Origin of the sequence: Streptomyces canus, from assembly GCF_001514145.1 — a bacterium.
In the GTDB taxonomy this organism is placed as follows: Bacteria; Actinomycetota; Actinomycetes; order Streptomycetales; family Streptomycetaceae; genus Streptomyces; species Streptomyces canus.
Genome location: NZ_KQ948667.1, coordinates 181,880 through 204,658, shown reverse-complemented (window position 1 = coordinate 204,658; position 22,779 = coordinate 181,880). Strand labels below are relative to the sequence as shown.

Annotated in this window: 19 protein-coding genes and 1 tRNA gene; 11 read left to right on the top strand and 9 right to left on the bottom strand. The window is 70.5% G+C overall.

The features are described 5' to 3' along the window. Positions 1–359: 359 nt before the first annotated feature. Positions 360–2,633 carry a transglycosylase domain-containing protein gene (locus AQJ46_RS33360; RefSeq protein WP_059209104.1) on the top strand — a complete coding sequence of 758 codons (2,274 nt, stop codon included), beginning with the start codon at positions 360–362 and terminating at the stop codon, positions 2,631–2,633. 95 nt (positions 2,634–2,728) lie between these two features. Here the strand turns inward: AQJ46_RS33360 and AQJ46_RS33355 are convergent, their stop codons facing one another. Then, positions 2,729–3,193: a GatB/YqeY domain-containing protein gene (locus AQJ46_RS33355; RefSeq protein ID WP_059209103.1), complete on the bottom strand. Its 465-nt coding sequence runs from the start codon at positions 3,191–3,193 to the stop codon at positions 2,729–2,731. Between the two features lie 225 nt (positions 3,194–3,418). Between AQJ46_RS33355 and AQJ46_RS33350 the strand changes: the two genes are divergently transcribed. The 4 genes from AQJ46_RS33350 (at position 3,419) to AQJ46_RS33335 (ending at position 7,569) form a co-directional block, all read left to right on the top strand. Beyond that, positions 3,419–4,345, top strand: coding sequence for a metallophosphoesterase (locus AQJ46_RS33350; protein WP_059209102.1), 927 nt, complete (start codon positions 3,419–3,421; stop codon positions 4,343–4,345). Positions 4,346–4,440: 95 nt separating this feature from the next. Beyond that, on the top strand, positions 4,441–5,226 hold the full coding sequence (locus tag AQJ46_RS33345) for a Pr6Pr family membrane protein (RefSeq protein ID WP_059209101.1): 786 nt from the start codon (positions 4,441–4,443) through the stop codon (positions 5,224–5,226). Positions 5,227–5,260: 34 nt separating this feature from the next. After that, positions 5,261–5,334: transfer RNA gene (locus tag AQJ46_RS33340), tRNA-Pro, on the top strand. Positions 5,335–6,327: 993 nt separating this feature from the next. Beyond that, positions 6,328–7,569, top strand: coding sequence for a PP2C family protein-serine/threonine phosphatase (locus AQJ46_RS33335; RefSeq protein WP_059209100.1), 1,242 nt, complete (start codon positions 6,328–6,330; stop codon positions 7,567–7,569). Positions 7,570–7,762: 193 nt separating this feature from the next. Here the strand turns inward: AQJ46_RS33335 and trhA are convergent, their stop codons facing one another. The 3 genes from trhA to AQJ46_RS33320 form a co-directional block, all read right to left on the bottom strand. Continuing rightward, positions 7,763–8,551: a PAQR family membrane homeostasis protein TrhA gene (gene trhA / locus AQJ46_RS33330; protein WP_208617021.1), complete on the bottom strand. Its 789-nt coding sequence runs from the start codon at positions 8,549–8,551 to the stop codon at positions 7,763–7,765. Positions 8,552–8,611: 60 nt separating this feature from the next. After that, positions 8,612–8,944 (bottom strand): helix-turn-helix domain-containing protein, encoded by a 333-nt coding sequence (locus AQJ46_RS33325; RefSeq protein WP_059209099.1) that lies wholly within the window; start codon positions 8,942–8,944, stop codon positions 8,612–8,614. A gap of 610 nt (positions 8,945–9,554) precedes the next feature. After that, entirely contained in the window at positions 9,555–10,037 is a 483-nt protein-coding gene (locus tag AQJ46_RS33320) for a DUF5994 family protein (RefSeq protein WP_059209098.1), read from the bottom strand. Between the two features lie 287 nt (positions 10,038–10,324). On the opposite strand from AQJ46_RS33320, the gene AQJ46_RS33315 reads away from it, so the two are divergent. From AQJ46_RS33315 to AQJ46_RS33300, 4 genes are all read left to right on the top strand, one after another. Continuing rightward, complete coding sequence (locus AQJ46_RS33315; protein ID WP_059209097.1) at positions 10,325–10,585, top strand: hypothetical protein; 261 nt, start codon at positions 10,325–10,327, stop codon at positions 10,583–10,585. Between the two features lie 160 nt (positions 10,586–10,745). After that, positions 10,746–11,090 (top strand): hypothetical protein, encoded by a 345-nt coding sequence (locus AQJ46_RS33310; RefSeq protein ID WP_059209096.1) that lies wholly within the window; start codon positions 10,746–10,748, stop codon positions 11,088–11,090. Positions 11,091–11,129: 39 nt separating this feature from the next. Next, the gene (locus AQJ46_RS33305) at positions 11,130–11,846 is read left to right on the top strand and encodes a DUF5994 family protein (protein WP_059209095.1); all 717 of its coding nucleotides are present in this window, start codon (positions 11,130–11,132) and stop codon (positions 11,844–11,846) included. A 10-nt stretch (positions 11,847–11,856) separates the two neighbouring features. Beyond that, positions 11,857–12,090 (top strand): hypothetical protein, encoded by a 234-nt coding sequence (locus AQJ46_RS33300; protein ID WP_059209094.1) that lies wholly within the window; start codon positions 11,857–11,859, stop codon positions 12,088–12,090. A gap of 9 nt (positions 12,091–12,099) precedes the next feature. On the opposite strand, the gene AQJ46_RS33295 is transcribed toward AQJ46_RS33300, so the two are convergent. The 3 genes from AQJ46_RS33295 to AQJ46_RS33285 are packed head-to-tail and all read right to left on the bottom strand — an operon-like array spanning position 12,100 to position 14,176. Next, positions 12,100–12,603: a hypothetical protein gene (locus tag AQJ46_RS33295; RefSeq protein ID WP_059209093.1), complete on the bottom strand. Its 504-nt coding sequence runs from the start codon at positions 12,601–12,603 to the stop codon at positions 12,100–12,102. After that, positions 12,600–13,850, bottom strand: coding sequence for a putative T7SS-secreted protein (locus AQJ46_RS33290; RefSeq protein WP_059209092.1), 1,251 nt, complete (start codon positions 13,848–13,850; stop codon positions 12,600–12,602). Before AQJ46_RS33290 ends, AQJ46_RS33295 begins: the two co-directional genes overlap by 4 nt. After that, positions 13,850–14,176, bottom strand: coding sequence for a hypothetical protein (locus AQJ46_RS33285; protein ID WP_059209091.1), 327 nt, complete (start codon positions 14,174–14,176; stop codon positions 13,850–13,852). Before AQJ46_RS33285 ends, AQJ46_RS33290 begins: the two co-directional genes overlap by 1 nt. A 120-nt stretch (positions 14,177–14,296) precedes the next feature. Here AQJ46_RS33285 and AQJ46_RS33280 point away from each other — a divergent pair, with 120 nt between their 5' ends. Next, positions 14,297–14,527: a hypothetical protein gene (locus tag AQJ46_RS33280; protein ID WP_225887460.1), complete on the top strand. Its 231-nt coding sequence runs from the start codon at positions 14,297–14,299 to the stop codon at positions 14,525–14,527. Positions 14,528–14,539: 12 nt separating this feature from the next. Here the strand turns inward: AQJ46_RS33280 and mgtA are convergent, their stop codons facing one another. Together mgtA and AQJ46_RS33270 are read right to left on the bottom strand one after the other, a co-directional pair. After that, complete coding sequence (gene mgtA, locus AQJ46_RS33275) at positions 14,540–17,134, bottom strand: magnesium-translocating P-type ATPase (RefSeq protein ID WP_059209228.1); 2,595 nt, start codon at positions 17,132–17,134, stop codon at positions 14,540–14,542. Between the two features lie 811 nt (positions 17,135–17,945). Beyond that, positions 17,946–18,305 carry an ArsR/SmtB family transcription factor gene (locus tag AQJ46_RS33270; RefSeq protein ID WP_059209090.1) on the bottom strand — a complete coding sequence of 120 codons (360 nt, stop codon included), beginning with the start codon at positions 18,303–18,305 and terminating at the stop codon, positions 17,946–17,948. A 374-nt stretch (positions 18,306–18,679) separates the two neighbouring features. Here AQJ46_RS33270 and AQJ46_RS33265 point away from each other — a divergent pair, with 374 nt between their 5' ends. Further along, positions 18,680–22,696, top strand: coding sequence for an nSTAND1 domain-containing NTPase (locus AQJ46_RS33265; RefSeq protein WP_059209089.1), 4,017 nt, complete (start codon positions 18,680–18,682; stop codon positions 22,694–22,696). Positions 22,697–22,779 lie beyond the last annotated feature (83 nt).

Sequence of the window (22,779 nt, the reverse complement as noted above, 5' to 3'; positions counted from 1 at the left end):
GCGGCAGATCACCCGGGGGAGTGAGCCCGCGACATACATGACTATCCCGGCAAACCAGGACACTTGTCTTGCGTCACAACGGGCACCTGATGACACACGAGGCGGATTCGGACACGCCCCCATCAAAAAAGTTGGGGAACCTCCGGAACGATTCGGGGTCGCCGGACGTATTGATACGTGGCCCTACTGCTGTGACAGTTGAGAGCAGCTTAGGCCAAGGCCTGTGCGCGTGTCCGGCGAATGAGAAGGTAGGCGCTCCTGTCGCCATGCCCGCTCGACGCGGTCGTGCCCGCTTCCGTCGCCATGCCGTGACATGGGCTCCCTCTGAACGCTCATGAGTACGGATTAGGCTGCCCTCTATGTCGAAGAAGCGCTCGGGCGGCGGTCTGTCGCCCACGCAGCAGGCCGCCAAGTTCCTCGGTGTCAGTGTTCTCGCGGGAGCGGTGATGGCCGGCATCGCGCTGCCCGCCGCCGGCGCGCTGGGGCTCGCGGCCAAGGGGTCGGTGGAGAGTTTCGACGAACTCCCGACGAACCTGAAGACCCCACCGCTGAGCCAGCGCACCACGATCCTCGACAGCGAGGGCGGCACCATCGCCACGGTGTACTCGCGCGACCGCACGGTGGTCGACCTCAAGAGCATCTCGCCGTACATGCAGAAGGCGATCGTCGCCATCGAGGACTCGCGCTTCTACCAGCACGGCGCGGTCGACCTGAAGGGCGTCCTGCGCGCGCTCAACAAGAACGCCCAGAGCGGCGGTGTCTCCCAGGGCGCCTCCACGCTGACGCAGCAGCTCGTGAAGAACGTCGCGGTGGAGGAGGCCGGTGACGACCCGACGAAGGTCGCCGAGGCCACGCAGCAGACCATCGGCCGCAAGATCCGCGAGCTGAAGTACGCGATCCAGCTCGAAGAGGAACTCGGCAAGAAGAAGATCCTCGAGAACTACCTCAACATCACCTTCTTCGGCCAGCAGGCCTACGGCGTCGAGGCCGCCTCCCAGCGCTACTTCTCCACGCACGCCAAGGACCTCAACCTCGAGCAGTCGGCCCTGCTCGCGGGCATCGTCCAGTCCCCGAGCCGCTACGACCCCGTCAACGACGAGGCCGAGGCGACCAAGCGGCGCAACACCGTGCTCCAGCGCATGGCCGAGGTCGGTGACGTCTCCCAGGCGGACGCCGACAAGGCCAAGGAGCAGCCGCTGGGCCTCAAGGTCAGCAAGCCCAAGAACGGCTGCATCACGGCGGTCAAGGGCGCGGGCTTCTTCTGCGACTACGTCCGTGAGGTCTTCCTGACCGATCCGGTCTTCGGCAAGACCAAGGAGGCCCGGGCCAAGGTCTGGAACCAGGGCGGTCTGACGATCAAGACCACGATGGACCCGCAGGCCCAGAAGTCGGCGCAGAAGTCCATCAAGGAGCACGTCTACCAGGACGACGACGTGGCCACCGCCGCGACCATCGTCCAGCCCGGCACCGGCAAGATCCTGGCGATGGGCCAGTCGCGGCCGTACGGCATCAACAACAAGAAGAACGAGACGACGCTCAACCTCTCGGTCAACGCGGCCATGGGCGGCGGGGCCGGATACCAGCCCGGTTCGACGTTCAAGCCGATCGTGGCCGCGGCCGCCATCGAGGGCGGTATGCCGGCGACGAAGATGTACCCGTCGCCGTACAAGATGGACTACCCGGCCCCGGTCCAGGAGTGCAACGGCAACACCTGGAACGAGAAGGGCGTCCCGGTCACCAACGAGAACACCTCCGAGCACGGCCCGTACGACATGAAGACCGCGACCGCGAAGTCGGTCAACACCTACTACGTGTCGTTGATCAGCGACATCGGCATCTGCCCGGTGACGGAGATGGCCGCGAAGATGGGCGTGGCGCGCGCCGACGGCGGCAAGATGCAGCAGGCTCCGTCGATCGCCCTGGGCACCCAGGAGATGTCGCCGCTGACCATGGCGAACGCCTACGCGACCTTCGCCTCGCGCGGTATGTACTGCACGCCGGTCGCCATCGAGTCGATCACCCAGCGGGTCGGCGAGAAGTCGAAGTCGCTCCAGGTGCCGAAGTCGACCTGCTCGCGGGCGATGTCGGAGAACACCGCGGACACCATCAACACGCTCCTCAAGGGCGTTGTCGAGGACGGCACGGGTTCGGAGGCGGGCCTCGGCGCAGGCCGTCCCAGCGCCGGCAAGACGGGTACGACCGACGAGCGCTACGCGGCCTGGTTCGTGGGCTACACGCCGAACATGTCCGGCGCGGTCTGGGTGGGCGACCCCGCCCACAAGCGCCAGATGAAGAACATCACCATCGGCGGCGTCTGGAACGAGAAGGTGTTCGGTGGCAAGGTCCCCGGTCCGATCTGGCGCGACATGATGAGCGGCGCGCTGGAGGGCAAGGACGCCCCCAACTTCAACCTCGTCTACATCCCGGACCCGCCGAAGAAGAAGGACGACGGCGACGGCAACGACGACGGTGACAACCGCGGCAATGACAACGGCGGCAACGACAACGGTGGGAACAACGGCGGAGACGACGGCAACACCACCTTCCCGACGCCGACCTTCTCCATCCCGGAGAACTTCATCCAGGGCACGAGCAACGGGAACGGCAACGGGGGTGGGGGCGGGCGCGGCTGACGCCCGGAGGGGTACACACAGATGAGAGCCCGGTCCCGCTGAATGCGCGGGACCGGGCTCTCGTACGACTGCCGGGTGACTGCCAGGTGCTGGTCTCAGCCGGCCAGGAGCTTCTTCACGACCGCGGCGACGCGGCCGCCCTCGGCCAGGCCGGCCACCTTCGGGTTCACGATCTTCATGACGGCGCCCATGGCCCGGGGCCCCTCGGCGCCCGCTGCCCTGGCCTCCTGGACCGCCTGGGCGACGATGTCGTTCAGCTCGTCGTCGCCGAGCTGCTTGGGCAGGTACCCGGCGAGGACCTCGCCCTCCGCCTTCTCCCGCTCGGCGGACTCGGCGCGACCACCCTGGGCGAAGGCGTCCGCGGCCTCGCGGCGCTTCTTCGCCTCCTTGGTGATCACCTTCAGCACCTCGTCGTCGGAGAGCTCGCGCTTCGTCTTGCCCGCGACCTCCTCCTTGGTGATCGCGGCGAGCGTCAGCCGGAGCGTCGAGGAGCGGAGCTCGTCGCGCTCCTTCACGGCGGCGGTGAGGTCTTCCTGCAGCTTCGACTTGAGCGTGGTCATGCGTTTGATTGTCGCAGGTGCGGGGTGGGGGGTGCCCGCGCATTTACGGGACGGCGGGCGCCCCGGGCTCTGTGGGAAGGCGGGCGGGGGCTTTGTGGGGAGGCGGGTGTCGGGCCTTACGGGGGAGCGGCGGGCGCCGGGCTTGACGGGCACGGCGGGCACCCTGCTTCAGGGGACGGCGGGCGCCCGGTCAAGGATGCCTTGGTGATCTGACACGATGGAGGCATGCGCGCGCGATACGGAGTTCCCCTGGGGATCGCGGCGGTTGGCGCCGCCGGTCTCGTCTACTCGGCTGGTTTCGAAGCCCGTTCCTTCCGGCTGCGACGAGTGACGGTCCCCGTCCTCCCGTCCGGCATGCGCCCGTTGCGGGTGCTCCAGGTCTCCGACATCCACATGGTCGGCGGCCAGCGCAAGAAGCAGCGCTGGCTGCGCTCGCTGGCGGGCCTGCGCCCGGACTTCGTGATCAACACGGGCGACAACCTGTCGGATCCCGAGGCCGTGCCCGAGGTCCTGGACGCGCTGGGCCCGCTGATGGAGTTCCCGGGCGCGTACGTCTTCGGCTCCAACGACTACTACGGCCCCAAATTCCGTAACCCCGTCCGCTACCTGTACGAGAAGACCCAGGGCCGCCACGGCCTGAACGGCAACGCACCCGCCGTGGGGGTCATCCACAACCCGTGGGAGGACCTGCGGGACGGTTTCGAGGCGGCCGGCTGGCAGAACCTCACGAACACGCGCGGCATGCTGAAGATCGAGGGCGTGTCGGTGGAGCTGACGGGGCTGGACGACCCGCACATCAAGCGGGACCGCTACGCGGAGGTGGCCGGCGGCCCGTCGGGCGCGGCCGACTTCTCCATGGGCGTCGTACACGCCCCGTATCTCCGCGCCCTGGACGCCTTCACGGCGGACGACTACCCGCTGATCCTCGCCGGCCACACCCACGGCGGCCAGGTCTGCCTCCCCTTCTACGGCGCCTTCGTCACCAACTGCGACCTGGACACGGACCGCGTGAAGGGCCTGTCCACGCACGAGGCGGAGGGCCGCAGGTCGTACCTGCACGTGTCGGCGGGATGCGGGGCGAGCCGTTATACGCCGGTGCGGTTCGCGTGCCCGCCCGAGGTGACGCTGCTGACGCTGGTGGGCCGGGAGTAGGGGCCGGCCGCCGTACGACGGGTGCCGTGCCGGGAGATTAACCCGCACGGCTCGCCCGTATCGCCCCTTTTGCCGGTTCTGCCTAACGTGAGGGCATGACCGCGCCGATACCGAGGGACATGCCGGATCTCCCCGCTGTCCCGGGCATGCCCGTATTCCTGCGCTCCCCTGTCCCCGCCACGGCGGTGGTGGCTCCCGTACGCCACCCCGTGGCCGCCGTCTACCGCGTACTGGTGGCCCTGACGGCCGCGGCGGCCGTGACCATCGAGCTGCTCCTGAGCAGCTCGATCCGCACGCTGAGCCACTTCTCGGTCCAGAGCACGATCCTGCTGGTGATGGTGCTCCTGCTGTCGGCCCGCAGGGCGTGGACCGCCCGCCGCCCCCTGCCGTCATCCGTGACCGGCGCGGCCCTCCTGTACGTCACGATCACAGGCCTCGTGTACCACCTGCTGCTGGCGAACGCGGCGAGCCCCTTCCCCCTCACCGGCGCGGCGGCGAACCCGACGGGCTGGCACGCGGTGACCACCCACCTCCTGAACACGGTGATCCCCGCGGCGGCACTTGCGGACTGGCTCCTGCTGACGGCCCCCGGCCACCTGCACCTGCGCCAGGCGGCGTCGTGGCTGCTGTACCCCCTGGCGTACCTGCTGTTCTCCTTCACCCGAGGCGAACTGATCCCTCCGGGCACGGGCGGCCGCTACCTCTACCCCTTCCTGGACGTGGACCTCCACGGCTACAAGAACGTCCTCGGCAACGCCCTCCTCCTCGGCCTCTCCTTCTACGCCCTCGCGATCCTCCTGATCGCCCTCGACCACGCCCGCCCGAACCCCATCCGCCACCGCGGCAAAACCGGATTTCGTCTCAAGCCACCGGTGGGCTAAAGTAAACGACGTCGCCGCGACGAGCAGCGACGATCGGGGTGTAGCGCAGCTTGGCAGCGCGCTTCGTTCGGGACGAAGAGGTCGTGGGTTCAAATCCCGCCACCCCGACAGTGAAACACCAGGTCAGGGGCCTGATCCGTGAGAGCGGATCGGGCCCCTGAGTGGTTTCCAGGGCCCCTTGGGAGAGATCTGGAGAAAGTCTTGGAATTCCGTCTCCCAGACCGCCCTTACCGACGGACTCTCACGGGCTCCTGCCAGAGAGTGTTGAGCACTGCAACCGGAGATGTGGGGCACATTGCCAACCGGGCGTCGAGAGTCGAGAGTTGGCTCCCACTCCGTGGTCAGGTTCGCCATGAGCTCTTCCTGTGCTCCCCTCCCCCGCGCTGGGACACCGGGCCAGCGGAATCCCCTCACGGTTGGTCGTCCCAGGAACGGCCGTGGTGAGGCCGTGACGTGTGCACTGCTCCCCGAGAACCGCGAGAACCGCGAGACACCGGATGCCCGAGATGTGCACCAGGCATAGCATTAAAGCGGGTCGGCACACTCTCACGTGCGACCGGCCCGGAAGGGCGACCCCGGTGTGTATACGCCGGGGTCGTTGCAGCACGGCGTGATCGTTCCGTCGATGTCCGGAGTGGCGGGGCCACGGCGTCCTCGGCCCGACATGGCGCAGGATCGGCATTCTGGAAGCGGTCTGCGCGAACACCGCGTCCGGTGGCCCAGACCCGGCCCGCTGACCTGTCGGCTTCCCCCTGTCTCCGTAGGCCCAAGCTCCTTGGGGTGAAGGGAATGCGGGGGCGACATGCTGCCCATGGCGCAATCGGCTCGTTGGGCCGGTCGGCGATGCGAGCCTGTGCCGGTCGACTGCGTCGTCCCAGCTGATCGCGGTTGCCTGCTGGTGGATCCGAGAGGGGCAGGGTGTGCGTTGCCACGGGCATCGCGTCGGGATACGCCGTCGGGTGCCGGCTCCGTTCCGGCCGCCACCGCCGCGCATCGGCTGTGGTGCAACGAGGCCGGGGCACCGGGCCGCCCGGCGAACACCGCGTGGACGCAGCCACCTCGCTGAGTTCCCCATGTCAGAGGACGAAGGAAGCAGAAGCTATGACGGACCGTGGGCGCAGGCCGGACAGGGTCGGGGTGGACCGGTCCGAGGGGTTCGGCGAACGGCTGCTCGGGGTGCTGCTGGACCGCGCACACGAGATGCCGCCGGAGCTGATCGCCCCGCTCGTCGCGGAAGAGGTGGCCAGGGTCGGGGGGCGGGAGGTCTCCATCCTCCTGCAGGACTACGAACAGGTGCTGCTGGTGCCGTTGCCGGGCCGGCGGCTGAAGGTCGGGGGCCCCGAGTCGGTCGAGGACTCCCCCGCCGGCGAGGCCTTCCTGAGCCGCAGAACCGTGGAGGTGCCGAAGGACGGCAGTGTGCGGATGTACCTGCCGCTGCTGGACGGAAGCGACCAGATCGGGGTGATGGCCGTCACCCTGGACCGCGTCGATGACGACGACCGGCGACTGCTGCGCAGACTCGCCGGCCTGGTCGCGGACATGATCGTCACCAAGGACGCCTATACCGACCAGTTCTTCCAGGCCCGCCGCAGCGCCCCGATGAGCGTGGCCGCGGAGATCCAGTGGTCGTTGCTGCCCCCGCTGTCGATGACGATTCCGCAGGTCGAGGTGGCCGGGATCCTGGAGCCCGCATACGACGTGGCCGGCGACAGCTTCGACTACGCCCTCAACGGCGACATCCTGCACATGGCCATGATCGACGCGATGGGCCACGGGCTGGACGCGGCGACCATGGCGACGGTGGCCATCGGCGCCTATCGCCACACGCGGCGGGCCCACACCGATCTGTCCCAGGTGTACGCGTTCATGGACAAGGCCATCAACGAGCAGTTCGGCCCCGACCACTTCGTCACCGCGCAGATGATGATTCTGGACATCACCACCGGCCGACTGCAGTGGGTCAACGCAGGCCACCCGGCTCCCTTTCTGATCCGGGACCGTGCCGTGGTGGACCGGCTGGAGAGCCCCACCACGTTGCCGGTCGGCTTCGGCGGTGAGGAGCCGGTGGTCACCGAGCGGATGCTGCGACCCGGCGACCGGTTGCTGTGCTTCACCGACGGCCTCATCGAGGAGCACCACACCGGCGGGGAACAGTTCGGGGAGGAACAGCTCGTCGAATGGACCAACCGGATCCTCCGCGACCGCACGGAGGTACGGGCGGTGGTGCGAGCGCTCTCCCACGCCCTGAAACACGAACGCGGCGGCACCACGACCGACGACGCGACCATCTTCCTCGTCGAGTGGCGAGGCGGCGACGCCGATCACCTCGCCACCGTCGACTGAGCGCGACCATGCACCGGCCCTCGCTGAAGCCTGCCGCCGACGCGAAACGGCGGGAACCCGATGTGAGGACGGTCAAGCGGACAGGCGCGCGGCGATCTCCTGGGTGCGGAAAAGGCGGTGGCGGCGGATGCGAGGCACCCTGGTCAGACCCGTGGCACCTGACACGGAGACTTGGACCTTCCTCCGCAAGCGGTCATGTGGCTGCCAGGAGGATGGCCGTGTAGTGCGCGGTGAAGGCCGCGATGGTCAGGGCGTGGAAGACCTCGTGGAAGCCGAACCAGGCCGGTGACGGGTCGGGGCGCTTGAGTCCGTAGACGACGGCGCCCGCGGTGTAGAGCAGACCGCCGACGATGACGAGTACGACGACCGCGGTGCCGCCGGTGCGTGCGAAGTCGGGCAGGTTGAAGACGGCGACCCAGCCCAGCGCGATGTAGCACGGGGTGTACAACCACCGGGGAGCCCCGATCCACAGGACGCGGAAGGCGATGCCGGCCAGGGCCCCCGTCCACACCACGGCCAGCAACACCCGCTGCTGACCCGCGGACAGCAGCAGTACCGCCAGCGGGGTGTAGGTGCCGGCGATGATCAGGAAGATGTTCGCGTGGTCCAGCCGCCGCAGGACCGCCTCCCCGCGCGGACCCCAGGTTCCGCGGTGGTAGACCCCGCTGGTGCCGAACAGCAGACAGGCCGACAGCGCGTACACCGCGCAGGCCGCCACTGCCGCCGCCGAGCGCGAGACGGCGATGAGGACGATGCCGCCGATGAGAGCCAGGGGGAACACGCCGGCGTGCAGCCAGCCCCGCATCCTCGGCTTCAGCACAGCCGCCACACGCTCCGCCCCGCCTTCCAGGCCGGCGGCAGTCGGCAGGCAGGTTGGGCCGGCAGGCGCATCGACCGCGGGCCGCAGGACGTCGGGAGTGGTGCCGGGGCGAGGTTGGGGATCGCGCCCGTGTGCCGGCGGCTGTGTGTCTTCGGCGGTCATGCGCTCGTTTTCTGAAATCGACGGATCAGTGCGGCCTGCCAACTCGCTGCGGACTGCGGGTCAGATGCCGACTGTGTGCCTGGAGGCCGCGCGGCGGTACTCGGCGTTGATGCGCTGGGCTTCTTCGAGCTGGTCTTCGAGGATGATGATGCGGCAGGCAGCCTCGATGGGGGTGCCGTGGTCGACGAGTTGCCGGGCGCGGGCGGCGATCCGCAGCTGGTAGCGGGAGTAGCGGCGATGTCCGCCCTCGGAGCGGAGCGGGGTGATGAGGCGGGCTTCGCCGAGGGCGCGGAGGAAGCTGGGGGTGGTGCCGAGCATCTCGGCAGCTCGGCCCATGGTGTAGGCGGGGTAATCGTCGTCGTCGAGACGGCCGAAGGAATCGTCTGCTGTCATCTCACCTCTCTGTGGAACGCGTGGAGGGGTCCTGGTGCCGTACGGCACCAGGACCCCGGAGGAACTGCTACACCATCTGCCGGCCCTGGTACTGCGCCGGCCTTCTGTTTCCGCAGACCCGATCGAGATGCTGTCGGGGCTGCTGGGATCGCGGTTGCCTGACCGGAGACCACCTCACTATCGATGTCCTGCGGTACCCGGGCTCAGCACTTCCGCCCGGGCGATCCTGATGGCGCTCGGCTCCTCCGTTCTTCCCTCTGAACCAATCACTTGCCAAACGGGGTACTGCGAATGGTGGCCCCTGATCACTGCGGGCCACCCGGTCCGGTCGTCAGCCCCGTCGCCGTCCTGCAACAGCCCTGGCTTCGGAACTCCACCACCGCACCGTCCTGCGCACTGCAACTACGTACTGCTGCCAGGCAGTTCGTGTCTGCCGGGCCCTTCTGTCTCTCTGGGCTACGAGAGAAACCATAACCATGGCGGCACCCAATGTCTACTTCAGCCACGATAGATTTTAGCGCGCTTGACGGTGAGAAAATCCGCCTCGAACGGCGATCGTCGCCAACCGCTCACCACAAGCTGAGATCAGCACTGCGGTGCGACCCGCCACCTACTCACCCGATCGCCCATGGGTGCCGGTGTCGATGAGGATCTGAGCGGCAGGCGAGGTGTTGTCGAGCCGGACGGCTCTGGCCATGGCGGCATGTGCGGCATCGGGTGTCGTGTGCGGTGGGACCACGAGAAGGGAGAAGTGGTCCTGGTCGCCCCGGGTGATCAGGACGGTGTTGTCACCGACCGGGAAGGAGTCGATATGGACCACCCGGTCGTCGATGACCAGGCGCGTGGGAAGTTCGTCCCATGCGGTGGTGTCCAGGCCGACGCGAGTGATGGGGCCGAGGTGTCCGGTCAGCACATGGATGAGGTCGGGCAGCTCCGCGCCGATGTCGCGGGAACGCGGCCACCACGCGCCGTCGAGACTCCCTTCCCGGGATGGCGTGGTCTCCAGCCGCAGAAGAACTGTCCCGGGTTTCGCGGCCCGGTGGATCGCGTCCGGCAGGAGACCGGGCACGCGCGAGTGGTCGGATTCGGTCATGGTGTGTCCGCCTGTCTGCGGGATTCGGTGTCGCCACCGAACGCGGGACCTCGTCCTCTCGGTCGTCCTCTCACCGTAAGTCGTACGGCGCGCACCGGCCAGGCCCGCCGACCGTGCCGGGCTCGTGGTCTCTCGGTAAAAGGCCTGCTCACAAGCACGGCCCGGCACCCGGGACCGCCGAGCGGCGTAGAGTGAAACGAGCCCGGAGTACTGCGCACACCGGCCGCCCACGTCGGGACAGATCCGCGTCAGGCTGCCCATGGTCCACAGAGCTGCAAGGGGTCGCCATGAAGTCACCGGAACTGCCGTCGGCCGGGCACGCGGAGGTTCGTATCGTCGCCGCGGATCCTGAGGCGGCTCGTCATGTCGCGGAGATTCTCCGCGGTTGCTTCGCCACCACCGAAGCGCGCAGCTACCCCGCGGGCGCTGACGGCGGAACACGTCTCCAGCTGACCGTGGACACCACGCGCATCGCGGAGCCGGTGCGTTCCTGGCTGTTGACCAGCCAGTCCTCCCGGGACGATCACACGCAGCCGGACGACAGGTGAGGAGATGTCCCTGACACCGCACGAGCAGCAGCACTACCGTGAGGCGAACTCCGACAGTGAGGCCTGCCATGACCGTTTCACGGACCATCGTCTCCAGAAGCCTGAAACCGGCTGTCCAGAGGACTAGAGACGCCTTCAGGCGGAACGGAAGCGGCCCCCGATGATGTACGACCAGTCACGCGCCCAGCAGCCTGCGAGCCAGCCGCGCGGCGGCGAACGCCGTACTGCGGGCCCGGAGCCGCTGCTCCCGTCGACCGAGCGGGACGCGATCGCCGTACGCCTCGGGCACGCCCTCAACACGTTCGCCGACACCCCGCGCGAGGCGCTGGAAGAGGCCGAGAGTGCGTTCGACGAAGCCACCGCCCAGCTGGCGAACGCCCTCGCGGAACGGCGGCGAGTCCTGCGCGCCGGCTGGCAGGACCAGGACCCCGACACGCAGTCCGACGAACTCCGGCACGCGCTGAGGCAGTACCGGGAGATCACCCAGCGGCTGCTCCACCTCTAGGCAGTCACTGCTCCGCGTCGCGGTGGGGCGCGGAGTAGTGTGGAGGGTACCGAGGGCATTTCGCACACCGGCTTTCACGCCGGGTCGTTCTCGGCGAGAGATGAAACCCGGGCCGCCGCAGAGGCGGCCCGGAGACGGGTCCGCATCATGACGGCGACCTTGTACCCCACCCTGCCGCACCCCGAGCCCGTCGCCGCCCCGGCCGCGCGTCTCGCCCTGAAGACCGACGGCGCATCGCGTGGGCTCCTGGACGGTGCCTGGTGGCCCCGCTCCCGGGATCTGCTGAGCGAACTGCCCCTTCTGACCGACGTGTTGGATCCCTTGTGGGGGCGCATCACGCGCATCGCCGTCAATCCGAGGTACTGGCCGGTCATCCCCCGCAAGGTTCCCGTGAACGGCCACGTCGTCAAGGTCGGCTGGTTCACCCCGGAAATCGACCCGCACAAGCTGTTGCTGCTCTCCTACGGCACCGGCCGCTGGGACCTGCTGATCATCCCGCCGGAGACCGGGGCGGAGTCGGCGGCCCGGCTGATGGCCGCCGCGTCCGACCACGACGGCCCGCCCCTGACCGCGAGCGCGCTCATCGCCGCGGAGGAGGCCCGGCACGGCGTCGCCGCGACCGAGGAGCCACTGGAGCCGGACGAGGCATGGGAGTACGAAGGCGGCGCCCCCGCCGTGTTCACGGCCGTCCCGCGACAGCCCGGTCGAGCCGGTCGGACGGCCGATCAGTCCAGCCGCTTGATCGTCGGTATGTGAGGCGGCCGCCATGAACACCTTCCTGACAGTCGCCGCCTTCATCGTCCTCATCGCGGCCGCGGCATACGTGATCCACCGGCTCAACATCGAGCACGCCGACAGAATCGCCGTGCACCGGTACAGCACCCCCCGGCCCCGCCGCAGCGGACGCGTCAGCCCGCAGCCCCCGGTGGGACCTCGGTCCGAGTCGCCGACCGCCGGCGAACGACGCAGGCACCGCAGCCGTACCCCTCACCACAGGTGACCGGCCGCGCTAGCCGAAGACCGACGTCGCCGGAGTCGTCCAGAACGTCACCGTCGGCCCGTAGGCGCCGTCCTCCTCGTCGCTCACCTCGACCGTGATCTCGCGGTCGGGATAGCGCGTGGAGAGGATGCCCTGCCAGGACTCCCCCAGGGCCAGGGCGAGTTGGGGGAGTTCTTCGCCCAGGTGGTCGTCGGCTGTGAGGGGGGTGTTGCCGAACAGGGCCCAGAGTTCGACGTGGTTGGCCACCGCCTCGATGCGTTCCCGGTCGCCGTCCAGGGTCGTGAACCAGTTGTCGATGTTGTCCTGGCCGAAGCGGTCCTTGAGGAACACACCGCCCCGGTACTCGACCGTCTCGGGGCAGAACAGCCAGGCCGCGGCCAGGACGAAGCGCAGGCCGCCCTCGAAGTCGAGGTAGTTGGCCGGGGTGAGCTCCTCGTCCTTCCATTCCGCACGCCACCGGGCGAAGAACGCCGGCAGCTTCCGGTCGGACCACGACGGCCTGCTGCTGCTCACGGGATCTCCCAGGGGAACGCGGCGCGCACGTCGTTCGATGGGCGCACGAAGACCTCGCCGGTCTTCGGGTTGGTGTTACGCACGTACTCTACGACGTGCGGTGTGTCCACCCCGCCGTGCGGACGGCCCTCCAGGTCCACGCGCTTGACCGCGCGGCCCTCGGAGTCGTACGTCGTGTAGTTGGTGACTTTTCCGGTCTGCGGGTCCGTCTTGTAGAGGGTTCCGTCCTTGGGACCGTTCTCCACCGGCAGGTTGTTCCCCGCGCGACCGCCGGTGCCCTTGTACTGCTGGCCGTTCTTGATCAGGTCGGACGCCGGCTGCTGGGTGGAACCGCCGGTTCCCGACCCCTCGCTGTTCATCCGGAGGGGTTCGACCTTGGAGTCGTTCGTGGCGTGCTGGGCCAGGTCCACCGCGCCGGCGCCCGCGAGGCCGACGCCCGTGGCGATCCCGGCGGCGGAGACGACGTTGAGCGGTACGCCGGCGACCGCTCCGACGCCCGTGGCGTCCAGGGCCACGCCGAGCCCTTCACCTCCGGCGCTGACCCCGGCCAGGAGCATGCCGCCGAGCATCGCCGCGCTGTCGCCCGGGTGCTGGACCATGGCGTTTCCGAAGGAGGCGAGGTCGTTGACGACGGTCTTGCCGCCGTCCAGCAGGTCCTCACCCACATCGCCGAAGAAGTCGCCGACCTTGGACCAGAATCCCGGGCGCTCGGGGGCGGCCTCCGTGGCCTTCTTCACCAGCGCGGCAGCGGTGTGCCCCGCGCTGTCCACGTTTCCGCGAGCCGTCTCGAGAGTCCCGCGGGCGGCGGTGCGGTCGGCCTCGCCGGGATCGTTGAAGGGGATCTCGGTGGTGTCCCCCTTGCCGCGCGCTTCGTTGACCTGCTGATCGTGGGCGTTCTTGGCGGTCGCGGTGGCCGACTGACCGCGCGCGTACTGCGTGATGGCCTCGCCCGCACGCTGCTGGCCCGCGCGCAGGGCGGCGATGTAGTCGTACAGGGCGTTCGCGGCGGCGTGGAAGTTGTTGCCCGCCTCGACCCACCGGGCCGGCTGACCGTGGAAACGGTCACGGAAGGCGTCGGCGGCGTCGCCGCTCCAGCCGTTCTCGGTGTCGATCTTCGCGAGTCCTTCGCCGGCCTCGACGAGGACGTCACCGTAGGCGAGCAGGGACTGCGCGGTCGGGGTCAGGGCGTCCGGTGCGCCCGGGACGAGCTCGCGGGGGTCCGACGTCTCTCCGAGCCCCGCCGCCATCAGGACGCCCCCGGGTCGGTTCCGGACGAGGACTTCAGAATGCCCTCGGCCGAGAGCTGGATGTGCTTCTCGGCCGCCTCGTAGCTCTGGACGCAGTGGTTCAGCCGGTCGGAGACCTCCGACCCGTCGGTGGCCAGGTGGGAGACGCCGATGTTCCACCGGTCGCAGAAGTCGACGACCGCCGAGGCCAGCGAGTCGTGTCCGAAGGCGTCCTTGGGAGCGTCGATGTCGCTCACCTTCTTGGTGGCCATCGCGTCCAGGGTGGTGCTGATCCCGGAGGCGGCCTTGCGGAGCGCGTCGAGGTCCACGGAGAACCCGTCCGTCATGCTCAACACCCTCTCCTTGCTCAGTGCTTGGAGCGTAGCAACGGGCACCGTGACCCAAAGAGGGCACGGATCGGATGATTGCGCAAGCTTTAAACTGTCGACGTGGAAGCAGCGGAGACAGTGGAGACGGCCGACGTGACCGGGTGGGAAGTAGCCGTTCTCGATGGCGGTCCGGCCGACGGCATGCGGGTCAAGGTTGCCGATCGGCCGCGGGTGGTGCAGGTGACGTACCCCTGCAAGGCCGACGGCGCGCCGCCCGGAGTGCGGGTGGAGGGGGTCTACGTCTACCGGCTCGATCACGGAGTGACGGACGAACCCCTGCGGTACGGGTTCGACATCGCCTGCCCCTGAGGCCCGTCAGTCTCACGGTTGCGCAACTGCGGATGCCGAGACGCGCTCGTGGCGTGTCCTCGCCGCCGTCAGGGCCACGGCGTACAGGGCCAGGACGGCAGCGAGCAGTCCGTAGTACACGCCGGGCAGGGGACTCAGGCCCAGGCCCGCGCCCACCGGGGACGCGGGGAGCAGCAGACCGACTCCGGCCAGCCCGGCGGCCGACCAGGTCACCGGGCCCGGCTGCCTGCCACCCCTGCCGAAGGACAGCAGCACCATCACCACGGCCTGCGTCAGCAGGTTCTCCGTGAACCAGCCCGAGTGGAACAGCGCCTCGTCGTCACCCGGGCCCCGCAGTGCGAACGCCAGGACGCCGAAGGTCGCCAGGTCCGCCACCGCGTTCAGCGCGCCGAATCCGATGATGAACCGGAGCAGCGCCCGGGGGTCCAGGACGCTCGGCCGGCGCAGGGCGGACGGGGCGGGACGGTCGTGGGCGAAGGCCAGTTGGGCCGCGTCGAAGCACAGGTTCTGGACGAGGACCTGGGCCGGGAGCATCGGCAGGAAGGGCAGGAGGAGGCCCGCGGAGAGCATCGCGATCACGTTGCCGAGGTTGGAGGAGAGCGTGATGCGCAGATACGTGGCGATGTTGCCGCCCGCGTGACGGCCGGCGGCGACCGCGTGGCCGATCGCGGTGAGGTCCTTCCCGGCGAGGACCAGGTCCGCGTTCTCCCTGCTCACCCCGGCCGCGTCGCGTGGGGCGATGCCCACGTCGGCGGTGCGCAGGGCGGGCAGGTCGTTGACGCCGTCGCCGAGGAAGCCGACGGTGTGGCCGCCGGCCTGGAGGGCTCGGGTGATCCGGGTCTTGTGCTCGGGGGTGCAGCGGGCGAAGACGGTCGTACGGCGGGCCAGTTCGGTGAGTTCCGGGTCGGTGAGCGTGTCGAGGCGGTCGGCGGTGAGGACACCGGCCACCGGGACCCCCAGATCGCGGCAGGCCCGGACCGCGGTGCCCGGGTGGTCCCCGGTGAGGACCTTGACGGTGACGCCCCGTGCGGCGAGGTGGGCGAGGGCCTCGGCGGCGGTGGGGGCGAGGGCGTCCCGGAGGGTGACCAGGCCGCGGAAGGTGAGGCCGCGTTCCTGGGGGCGGGCCCCGGCCTGGCGGGCGGTGATGGCGACCGCGAGGACGCGCAGCCCGTCCGCGGCGTGCGTGTCGGCGAGGTCGCGCAGGCGGGACCGCTCGTCGTCGGACAGGGCACAGCGTTGCAGTACGGCTTCCACGGCGCCCTTGGTGATCTGGGTGTGCGTGCCGAGCCGGCCGGGGGTGCGGACGACCACGGTGGCCAGGCGGCGGGCCGGGTCGAGGGGGCGGGCCGTGACGCCGTCGTACGACATGAGGGCGTCCTCGTCGGCGGCCGCGAGCAGGGCCTCGTCCAGGGCGTCGGGGGCCGGGAGGTCGGCGAGCTGGAGCGACCACCAGGCGGCGGCCACCGCCCAGCGCAGTACCTCGGGGTCGTCGCGGCCCTCGGCGTCCAGCGCGCGGTGGACGACCGGGCGGTCCTGGGTGAGGGTGCCGGTCTTGTCCACGCACAGGACGTCCATGGCGCCGATGTCGTGCAGGGCGGGGAGCCGTCGCACGATGACGCCGTGGGTACGGGCGAGGAGCGCGGCGCCACGGGCCAGGCAGGTGGTGACGAGGACCGGCAGCATCTCCGGGGTGAGCCCGACCGCCACGGCGACGGCGAAGGGGAGCGTCTCCAGGCCGCGGCCGCGGAGGGCGGCGTTGGCCATGAGCACCAGGGGCGGGGTCAGCAGGGCGAAGCGGATCAGGATCCAGGAGACGCCCTGGACGGAGCGTTCGAAGGTGGTCGCCGGGGGTTTTCCGGTACGGCGGTGGGCGGCGGCGAAACGGGTGTCGCCGCCGGTCGCGGTGACCACGGCGGTGGCGCTGCCGGACGCGACGCTGCCGCCCTGGAAGCAGAGCCGGGGGTCCTGGAAGACGCCGTCGTCCCCCGGGTCCTCGACCGCGTACTTCTCCACCGGCGCGGACTCTCCGGTGAGTGCGGCCTGGTGGACCGTGAGTCCGGTCGACCGCAGCAGTCGTACGTCCGCGGGGATCAGGTCGCCGGGGCCGAGCCGTACGACGTCGCCGGGGACGAGTTCCTCGACCGGGATCTCACGGGTGACCGGGGCCGTGTCTTCGTACACCCGGCGCTGGACCGTGACGGTGGTCGCCACCAGGCGGCGGAGTCCTGCCGTGGAGCGGGCGGCCCGGTGTTCGCCGGAGGCGCGCAGGACGCAGCTCACGACGACCAGCAGGAGGATCACCGAGGCGGTGCCCCAGGCGAAGACGGCGGCCGACACCAGTCCCAGACAGAGCAGCACCGCGGTGAACGGGTCACGCACACTGCGGGCGAACAGGCGGGGCCAGGAGGGATCCCGGGCGTCCGGAATCGCGTTCTCCCCGAACCGCACCAGCCGCCCCTCCGCCTGCGCCTCGGTCAGTCCTCGCGGGCCGGTGTCGAGCCGGCGGAACACTTCGAGGAGGCTCGCGGCGGGGGCGGCGGTGCCGGGACCGGGGTCGGCCGTGCCGCCGCCCTCGTCCGCGCCGCCGACGGAAGGGAGAGCGCGCAGGAGGGGAGGGGCGAGCGAGGTGGGAGCGGCAGGAGCGCCGGGGGCGACCGGAAGGACGGGGGGCACGGGCGCGGGGGGCGAAGGGGTCGGAGCAGCGGGGTCACCTGACGGCCCGGCCCGAAGGACCGGCGCGGGGGACGGAGGATCGGCAACAGCAGAGTCGCCCGACGACCCGCCACCAAGAACACGCGCGGGGGACGAAGAATCGGCAGTGGGACGACCAGCCGTCAGCCCGCCCCCAAGAACTGGCGCAGGCGTAAGCGGAGCCGGAGCGAAGGCCCCGGGTGTCGGCCTGACCGGAACCGCAGTCGCAGCCGGACCAGTCGGCCCAGTCGTCGCCCGATCCGGACCAGTCGGCCCAGTCGTCGCCCGATCCGGAGCAGCAGACGCAGACATCGGCCCGTCCACCGCACCGGGCACAGACGCCCGCCCGGCGGAACCGTCGGACCCGGACGACAGCCGTACGTCACCCGCAGACGCCCGCCCAGCAGAAGCAACGGCCCCCGGCGACAGCCGCCCCTCACCCACAGACGCCCGCCCGGCGGAACCAGCGGCCCCAGCCGACGACTGGCCGTCAACAACGCAGGCCGCCCTACCCGCCCCACCGCGCCCAGACATCGCAGCGGAATCAACAGACCCGGACCTCGAGCAACCCGGAACCACAGACGCAGTCGCAGACGCACGCGCAGTCGCAGAAGAACCGTCGGCTCCGGATATCGGCCCACCCGGAACGGCACCCCCAGCCACCGCCCCATCCGACGCGGCAGGCGCGGCAGACGGTGCTCCGTCCTCCCCCCGCGCCTCCGGCGCCTCAGACACCGGCCTCGCGCAGTCGGTCCGAGGGTGCGGAGGACGTTTCGCGGGCCGTGAGCTGGCCGACCATGACGCGGACCACGGTCACGATGTCGGGGTCGTCGACGTAGTAGACCTGTCGGCGGCCCTCACGGCGGGAGCGGACGAGCCCGGCGAGTTTCAGTTTCGCCAGGTGCTGGCTGACCGCGGGCAGCGCGCCGCCGACCCGGTCGGCGAGGTGGGTGACGTCGCTCTCGCCCTGGGACAGCGCCCACATGATGTGCAGCCGGGCGGCGGAGGCGAGGAGTCCGAAGGCGGCGGCCGCCTCGGCGAGCACCTCCGACGACGGGTCCTGGAAACCGCCGACGATCTTCGCCACAGCCCTCTCGTCCTCCCGGGTCACACCGCATCGATCACACCGAACCGCCCGACCAAGTGTAGGGGCGGCGCAGTGATCGTCCCGCTTCGTCCGGTACCGGTCCCTCCCCTCGTGGGGACCGGTACCGGAGGAAGCGAGTGACCGTGGACGGAAATTGACCGAGCAGGTGCGGCGCGCCGGGTGGAACGCGGAGCGCCGGACCGGTGGCCTGTCCTGGCGTCGCCCGACGGCTGGGCCGCAGGGTCAGGATCCTGCCAGCCAGGGGGCCCGCAGAGGAGGTTCCGGTGCCGGAAACAGTGCGTTACCGCAGGTCAGCCGTATAAAGTGACTTTTCCGGTCCGGATTCAACCGCGAGGGAAGTAAGGGGTGGAACCTTGAGTTCCGACTCAGGGGCACGCACGGCCTTCGCGGAACGTCTCGCCCTGCTGTACCGAGAGGCTGGAAATCCGCCCCTCAAGCGGGTGTCCGAAGGCGTCGGCCGGCTCCAGCGCGTCGACGAGCGGGGACGCCCCGTCCGGGTGTCCGCGCAGCGGATCAGCGACTGGCGGCGGGCCCGGAACGTGCCCGCTCAGTTCACCGCCCTCGCGGCCGTGCTGCACATCCTCATTCCCGAAGCACGGCGCATCAGTCCCACCCCCGTCTCGGCCGGACTGTACGACCTCGGCCAGTGGCAGCGCCTGTGGGAGCGCGCACTGGCTCCGGACGAGGACGAGGGGCCCCAGCCGGAGGCCCCCGCCGGCGTCTGCCCGTACCGGGGCCTGGCCTCCTATCGGCAGGAGGACGCCCGCTGGTTCTTCGGCCGGGAGCGGAGCACGAAGGCACTCGTCGAGCTTCTGCGCTCGGCGTCCGAGACCGGCACGGGCGGTCTGGTGATGCTCGTGGGCGCCTCGGGCGCGGGCAAGTCCTCGCTGCTCGACGCCGGTCTGGTGACGGCCCTGGAGGAGGGCGCGCTCGACGGTGACGGCGAGGCCGGCGACCGCCCGATCCTGCAGCTCGTGCCGGGTGCCGATCCGCTCGCGGAACTGACACGTCGTATACCCGGGCTGAAAGCCGTTGTGGCCGGCACAGACGGCACAGACGGCACAGACGGCACAGAAGCCCATGGACCCGACCACCCTCCTGAATTCGCGCCCGCCGTCCGGGAAGCGGTCGCCTCGTGGGCTCAGCGCGAGGCCGCCACCGCCCGGCCGGTGGTGATCGTGGACCAGTTCGAGGAGGCGTTCACGCTCTGCTCGGACGAGGCGGCCAGGCGTACGTTCGTCCAGGTGCTGCACGCCGCCTGCACGCCCGCCGGCCCGGACACGGCCGCGCCCGCCCTCGTTCTCCTCGGCATCCGCGCCGACTTCTACGAGCGCTGCCTCGACCACCCCGAGCTGGCCGACGCGCTCCAGCACCGGCACATGGTGCTCGGGCCGCTGACCGGCGGGGAGCTGCGCGAGGCCGTGACCGGTCCGGCCCGGGCCGTGGGCCTGGAGCTGGAACCGGGGCTCGCGGAGCTGATCATCCGCGAGGTGAGCGCCGACGGTCCGCGCGGCGGGGGCACCTCCCACGCCTTTCGGGCCGTGGGGGAGCACGGCGCGGGCGTGCTGCCGCTGCTCTCGCACGCCCTGCTCGCGACCTGGCAGCGCCGCAAGGCGGGCCGGCTGACCCTGGCCGGCTATCGCGCTGCCGGTGGTATCCAGGGCGCGGTCGCGGCGACCGCGGAGCGGGCCTGGTCCGCTCTGGACCCGGCGGCGCGTACGGCGGCCCGGCTGCTGCTGCTCCGCCTGGTACGTCTGGGCGAGGACACCCAGGCCACCCGCAGGCGCGGCATCCGGCGCCAGCTCGCCGCGGAGTCGACGGACCCCGGCAAGACGGAGGAGTCCCTCGAAGCGCTGGTACGCGCCCGGCTGGTGACGCTGGACGCGGAGACCGTGGAGATCACCCACGAGGCCCTGCTGACGGCCTGGCCGCGGCTGCGCGAGTGGATCGACGAGGACCGCAGCGACCATCTGCTGCGCCAGCGCATCGAGGAGGACGGCCGCTCCTGGGAGGGCTCGAACCGCGACTCGTCGCTGCTGTACCGGGGGTCGCGGCTCGAACAGGCGCGCACGTGGGCGAAGTCCGCCGGGGACACCTACCTGACCCGCAGTGCGGTGGAGTTCCTGGCCGCCTCGGTCCGGCTGCGCCGGCGTACGGTCCTGATCGCGCGGGGCGCGGTGTCGGCCCTGGTGGTCCTCGCGATGGTGGCCGTCGGTTCGGCGGTGGTCGCCTGGCAGCAGCGCAACGACGCCCTGTTCGAGCAGGTCGTCGCGGAGGCGGACCGCGTCCAGTACACGGATCCGTCGCTGTCCGCCCGCATCGACCTGGTCGCCCACAACCTCAGGCCCGACGACGAGGGCACCAACACACGGCTGATCTCCATCGTCAACGCGCCGCTGGCCACCCCGCTCACCGGCCACACCGGGGCCGTCTACCTCACCTCGTTCAGCCCGGACGGAAAGCTCCTCGCCACCGCCGGCTACGACCGGACCGTGCGTTTGTGGGACGTCGGCGACCGCACCCGCCCCAAGGCGCTGGGCAAGCCCCTCGCCGGTGGCACGAGTTGGGTGAGCAGCGCGGTGTTCAGCCCCGACGGCAGGACGCTCGCCGGTGCCGGGGACGACGGGACGATCCGGCTGTGGGACGTCAGCGACCCGCGCGCGCCGAAGTCGCTCGGCGCTCCCCTGACCGGGCACCGCGGCACGATCTACCTGATCGCCTTCAGCCCGGACGGGCGCACCCTGGCCTCCGCCGGTGAGGACAGGACCGTGCGGCTGTGGAACATGCGGGACAGGAAACAGCCTCCCGCCGAGCTCACCGGGGCCGGGGCCGCCGTGCGGTCCGTGGCGTGGAGCCCGGACGGGCACATGCTGGCGGCCGGGGGCGACGACCAGACCATCCGGCTGTGGAACACCACCGATCCGCGCAGGCCACGGCCGTACGACCGGGTCCTGGCCGGTCACACGGGCCTGGTGCACTCGGTCGCCTTCAGCCCGGACGGGACCGTGCTCGCGAGCGGCAGCGCGGACGACAGCGTCCGGCTGTGGGACGTGCGCAGCCCGCTCGATCCACAGCCTGTGGGCTCGCCGCTGACCGGCCACACCGGTCCCATCTGGTCCGTGGCCTTCAGCCCGGACGGGAGCATGCTCGCCGCCGCCAGCGCGGACAGCACGGCGAGCCTGTGGAACGTGACCGATCCGGCGTACCCCTCGCAGATCGGCGAGCCACTCGCCGGGGCGAGCGGCGAGATGTACGCGCTGGGCTTCAGCCCCGACAGCCGTACGCTCGCGACCGGCAGCGGCGACAGCAAGGTGCGCCTGTGGTCGATCCCGGCGGGAGACCTGGTGGGCGGCAGCGGGGCGTTCCGGCGGGACGGCGAGGTGCTCGCCACGGCCGGTCGGGACGGGCGGATCCGGCTGTGGAACGTGACGGACCCGGCCCGGCCCGTGGCTCTGGGCAAGCCGTTCACCCCCGTGGCGCGCGACCCCGACTCCCAGGTGCTCTTCTCCCCCGACGGCCGCACCCTCGCGGTGCTCACCACCGGCCGGGTCCACCTGTGGAACGTCACCGACCCGGCCCACCCCGTCCCCTACGGTCCGGCGCTCGTCCTGCGCTCCCGGTTCATGGGTCCGGACGCACTGGCGTTCAGCCCGGACGGACGCACCCTGGCCACCGCCTACGACAGCCGCAACCTCCAGCTGTGGGACGTCACCGACCCGGCCCACCCGGTGTCCCACGGCCCGATGGCCGGCCACAAGGGGTACATCGACGGCCTTGCCTTCAGCCCGGACGGCCGGACCCTGGCCAGTGGCAGCGCGGACGGCACGATCCGGCTGTGGAAGGTGACGGACCCGGTCCGTCCGACCCTGCTCGGCAGGCCGCTCACCGGGCACACCGGGCCCGTCAACGTGCTCGTCTTCAGCCCGGACGGGCACACCCTGGCCAGCGGCGGCGACGACGCCGCGGTCCGGCTGTGGGACGTGACCGACCCCACGCACGCCGAGCGGACGGGCGCGGCGCTCACCGGGCACACCGAGGCGGTCGTGTCGCTGACGTACAGCCGTGACGGCTCCACGCTGGCCAGCGGTGGCAATGACAACACGGTCCGGCTCTGGGACGTGGCCGATCCGTCCGCGGCCGGCCCCATCGGGCAGTCGATGAGCCCCAGCGCCAAGACCGGCAGCTTCCTCTCCTTCAGCCCCGACAGCCGCATGCTCGGGGTCTCCAGCGGCGCGGACACCATCCGGCTGTGGGACCTGGACGTCGACGACGCGATCAGCCGTATCTGCGCGACGACTTCGAACGTTCTGACCCGCCGGGCCTGGGAGGAGTACCTGCCGCGGCTCTCGTACGATCCTCCGTGCGACTGAAGCGCATCAGGTGATCCCGATCACAACTTCTCCCCGCAGCCGAGCAGTCCGCTCCCGCTGTTCCTGCGGCCTTGTTAGTGTTG

Coding starts and splice junctions, on each gene's coding strand:
- AQJ46_RS33345 (WP_059209101.1), top strand. CDS start 4,441: ATGACCGCGCCGATACCGAGGGACATGCCGGATCTCCCCGCTGTCCCG.
- AQJ46_RS33285 (WP_059209091.1), bottom strand. CDS start 14,176: ATGACGGACGGGTTCTCCGTGGACCTCGACGCGCTCCGCAAGGCCGCC.
- AQJ46_RS33350 (WP_059209102.1), top strand. CDS start 3,419: ATGCGCGCGCGATACGGAGTTCCCCTGGGGATCGCGGCGGTTGGCGCC.
- AQJ46_RS33315 (WP_059209097.1), top strand. CDS start 10,325: ATGAAGTCACCGGAACTGCCGTCGGCCGGGCACGCGGAGGTTCGTATC.
- AQJ46_RS33355 (WP_059209103.1), bottom strand. CDS start 3,193: ATGACCACGCTCAAGTCGAAGCTGCAGGAAGACCTCACCGCCGCCGTG.
- AQJ46_RS33290 (WP_059209092.1), bottom strand. CDS start 13,850: ATGGCGGCGGGGCTCGGAGAGACGTCGGACCCCCGCGAGCTCGTCCCG.
- AQJ46_RS33320 (WP_059209098.1), bottom strand. CDS start 10,037: ATGACCGAATCCGACCACTCGCGCGTGCCCGGTCTCCTGCCGGACGCG.
- AQJ46_RS33300 (WP_059209094.1), top strand. CDS start 11,857: ATGAACACCTTCCTGACAGTCGCCGCCTTCATCGTCCTCATCGCGGCC.
- AQJ46_RS33310 (WP_059209096.1), top strand. CDS start 10,746: ATGATGTACGACCAGTCACGCGCCCAGCAGCCTGCGAGCCAGCCGCGC.
- AQJ46_RS33325 (WP_059209099.1), bottom strand. CDS start 8,944: ATGACAGCAGACGATTCCTTCGGCCGTCTCGACGACGACGATTACCCC.
- AQJ46_RS33335 (WP_059209100.1), top strand. CDS start 6,328: ATGACGGACCGTGGGCGCAGGCCGGACAGGGTCGGGGTGGACCGGTCC.
- trhA (WP_208617021.1), bottom strand. CDS start 8,551: ATGACCGCCGAAGACACACAGCCGCCGGCACACGGGCGCGATCCCCAA.
- AQJ46_RS33360 (WP_059209104.1), top strand. CDS start 360: ATGTCGAAGAAGCGCTCGGGCGGCGGTCTGTCGCCCACGCAGCAGGCC.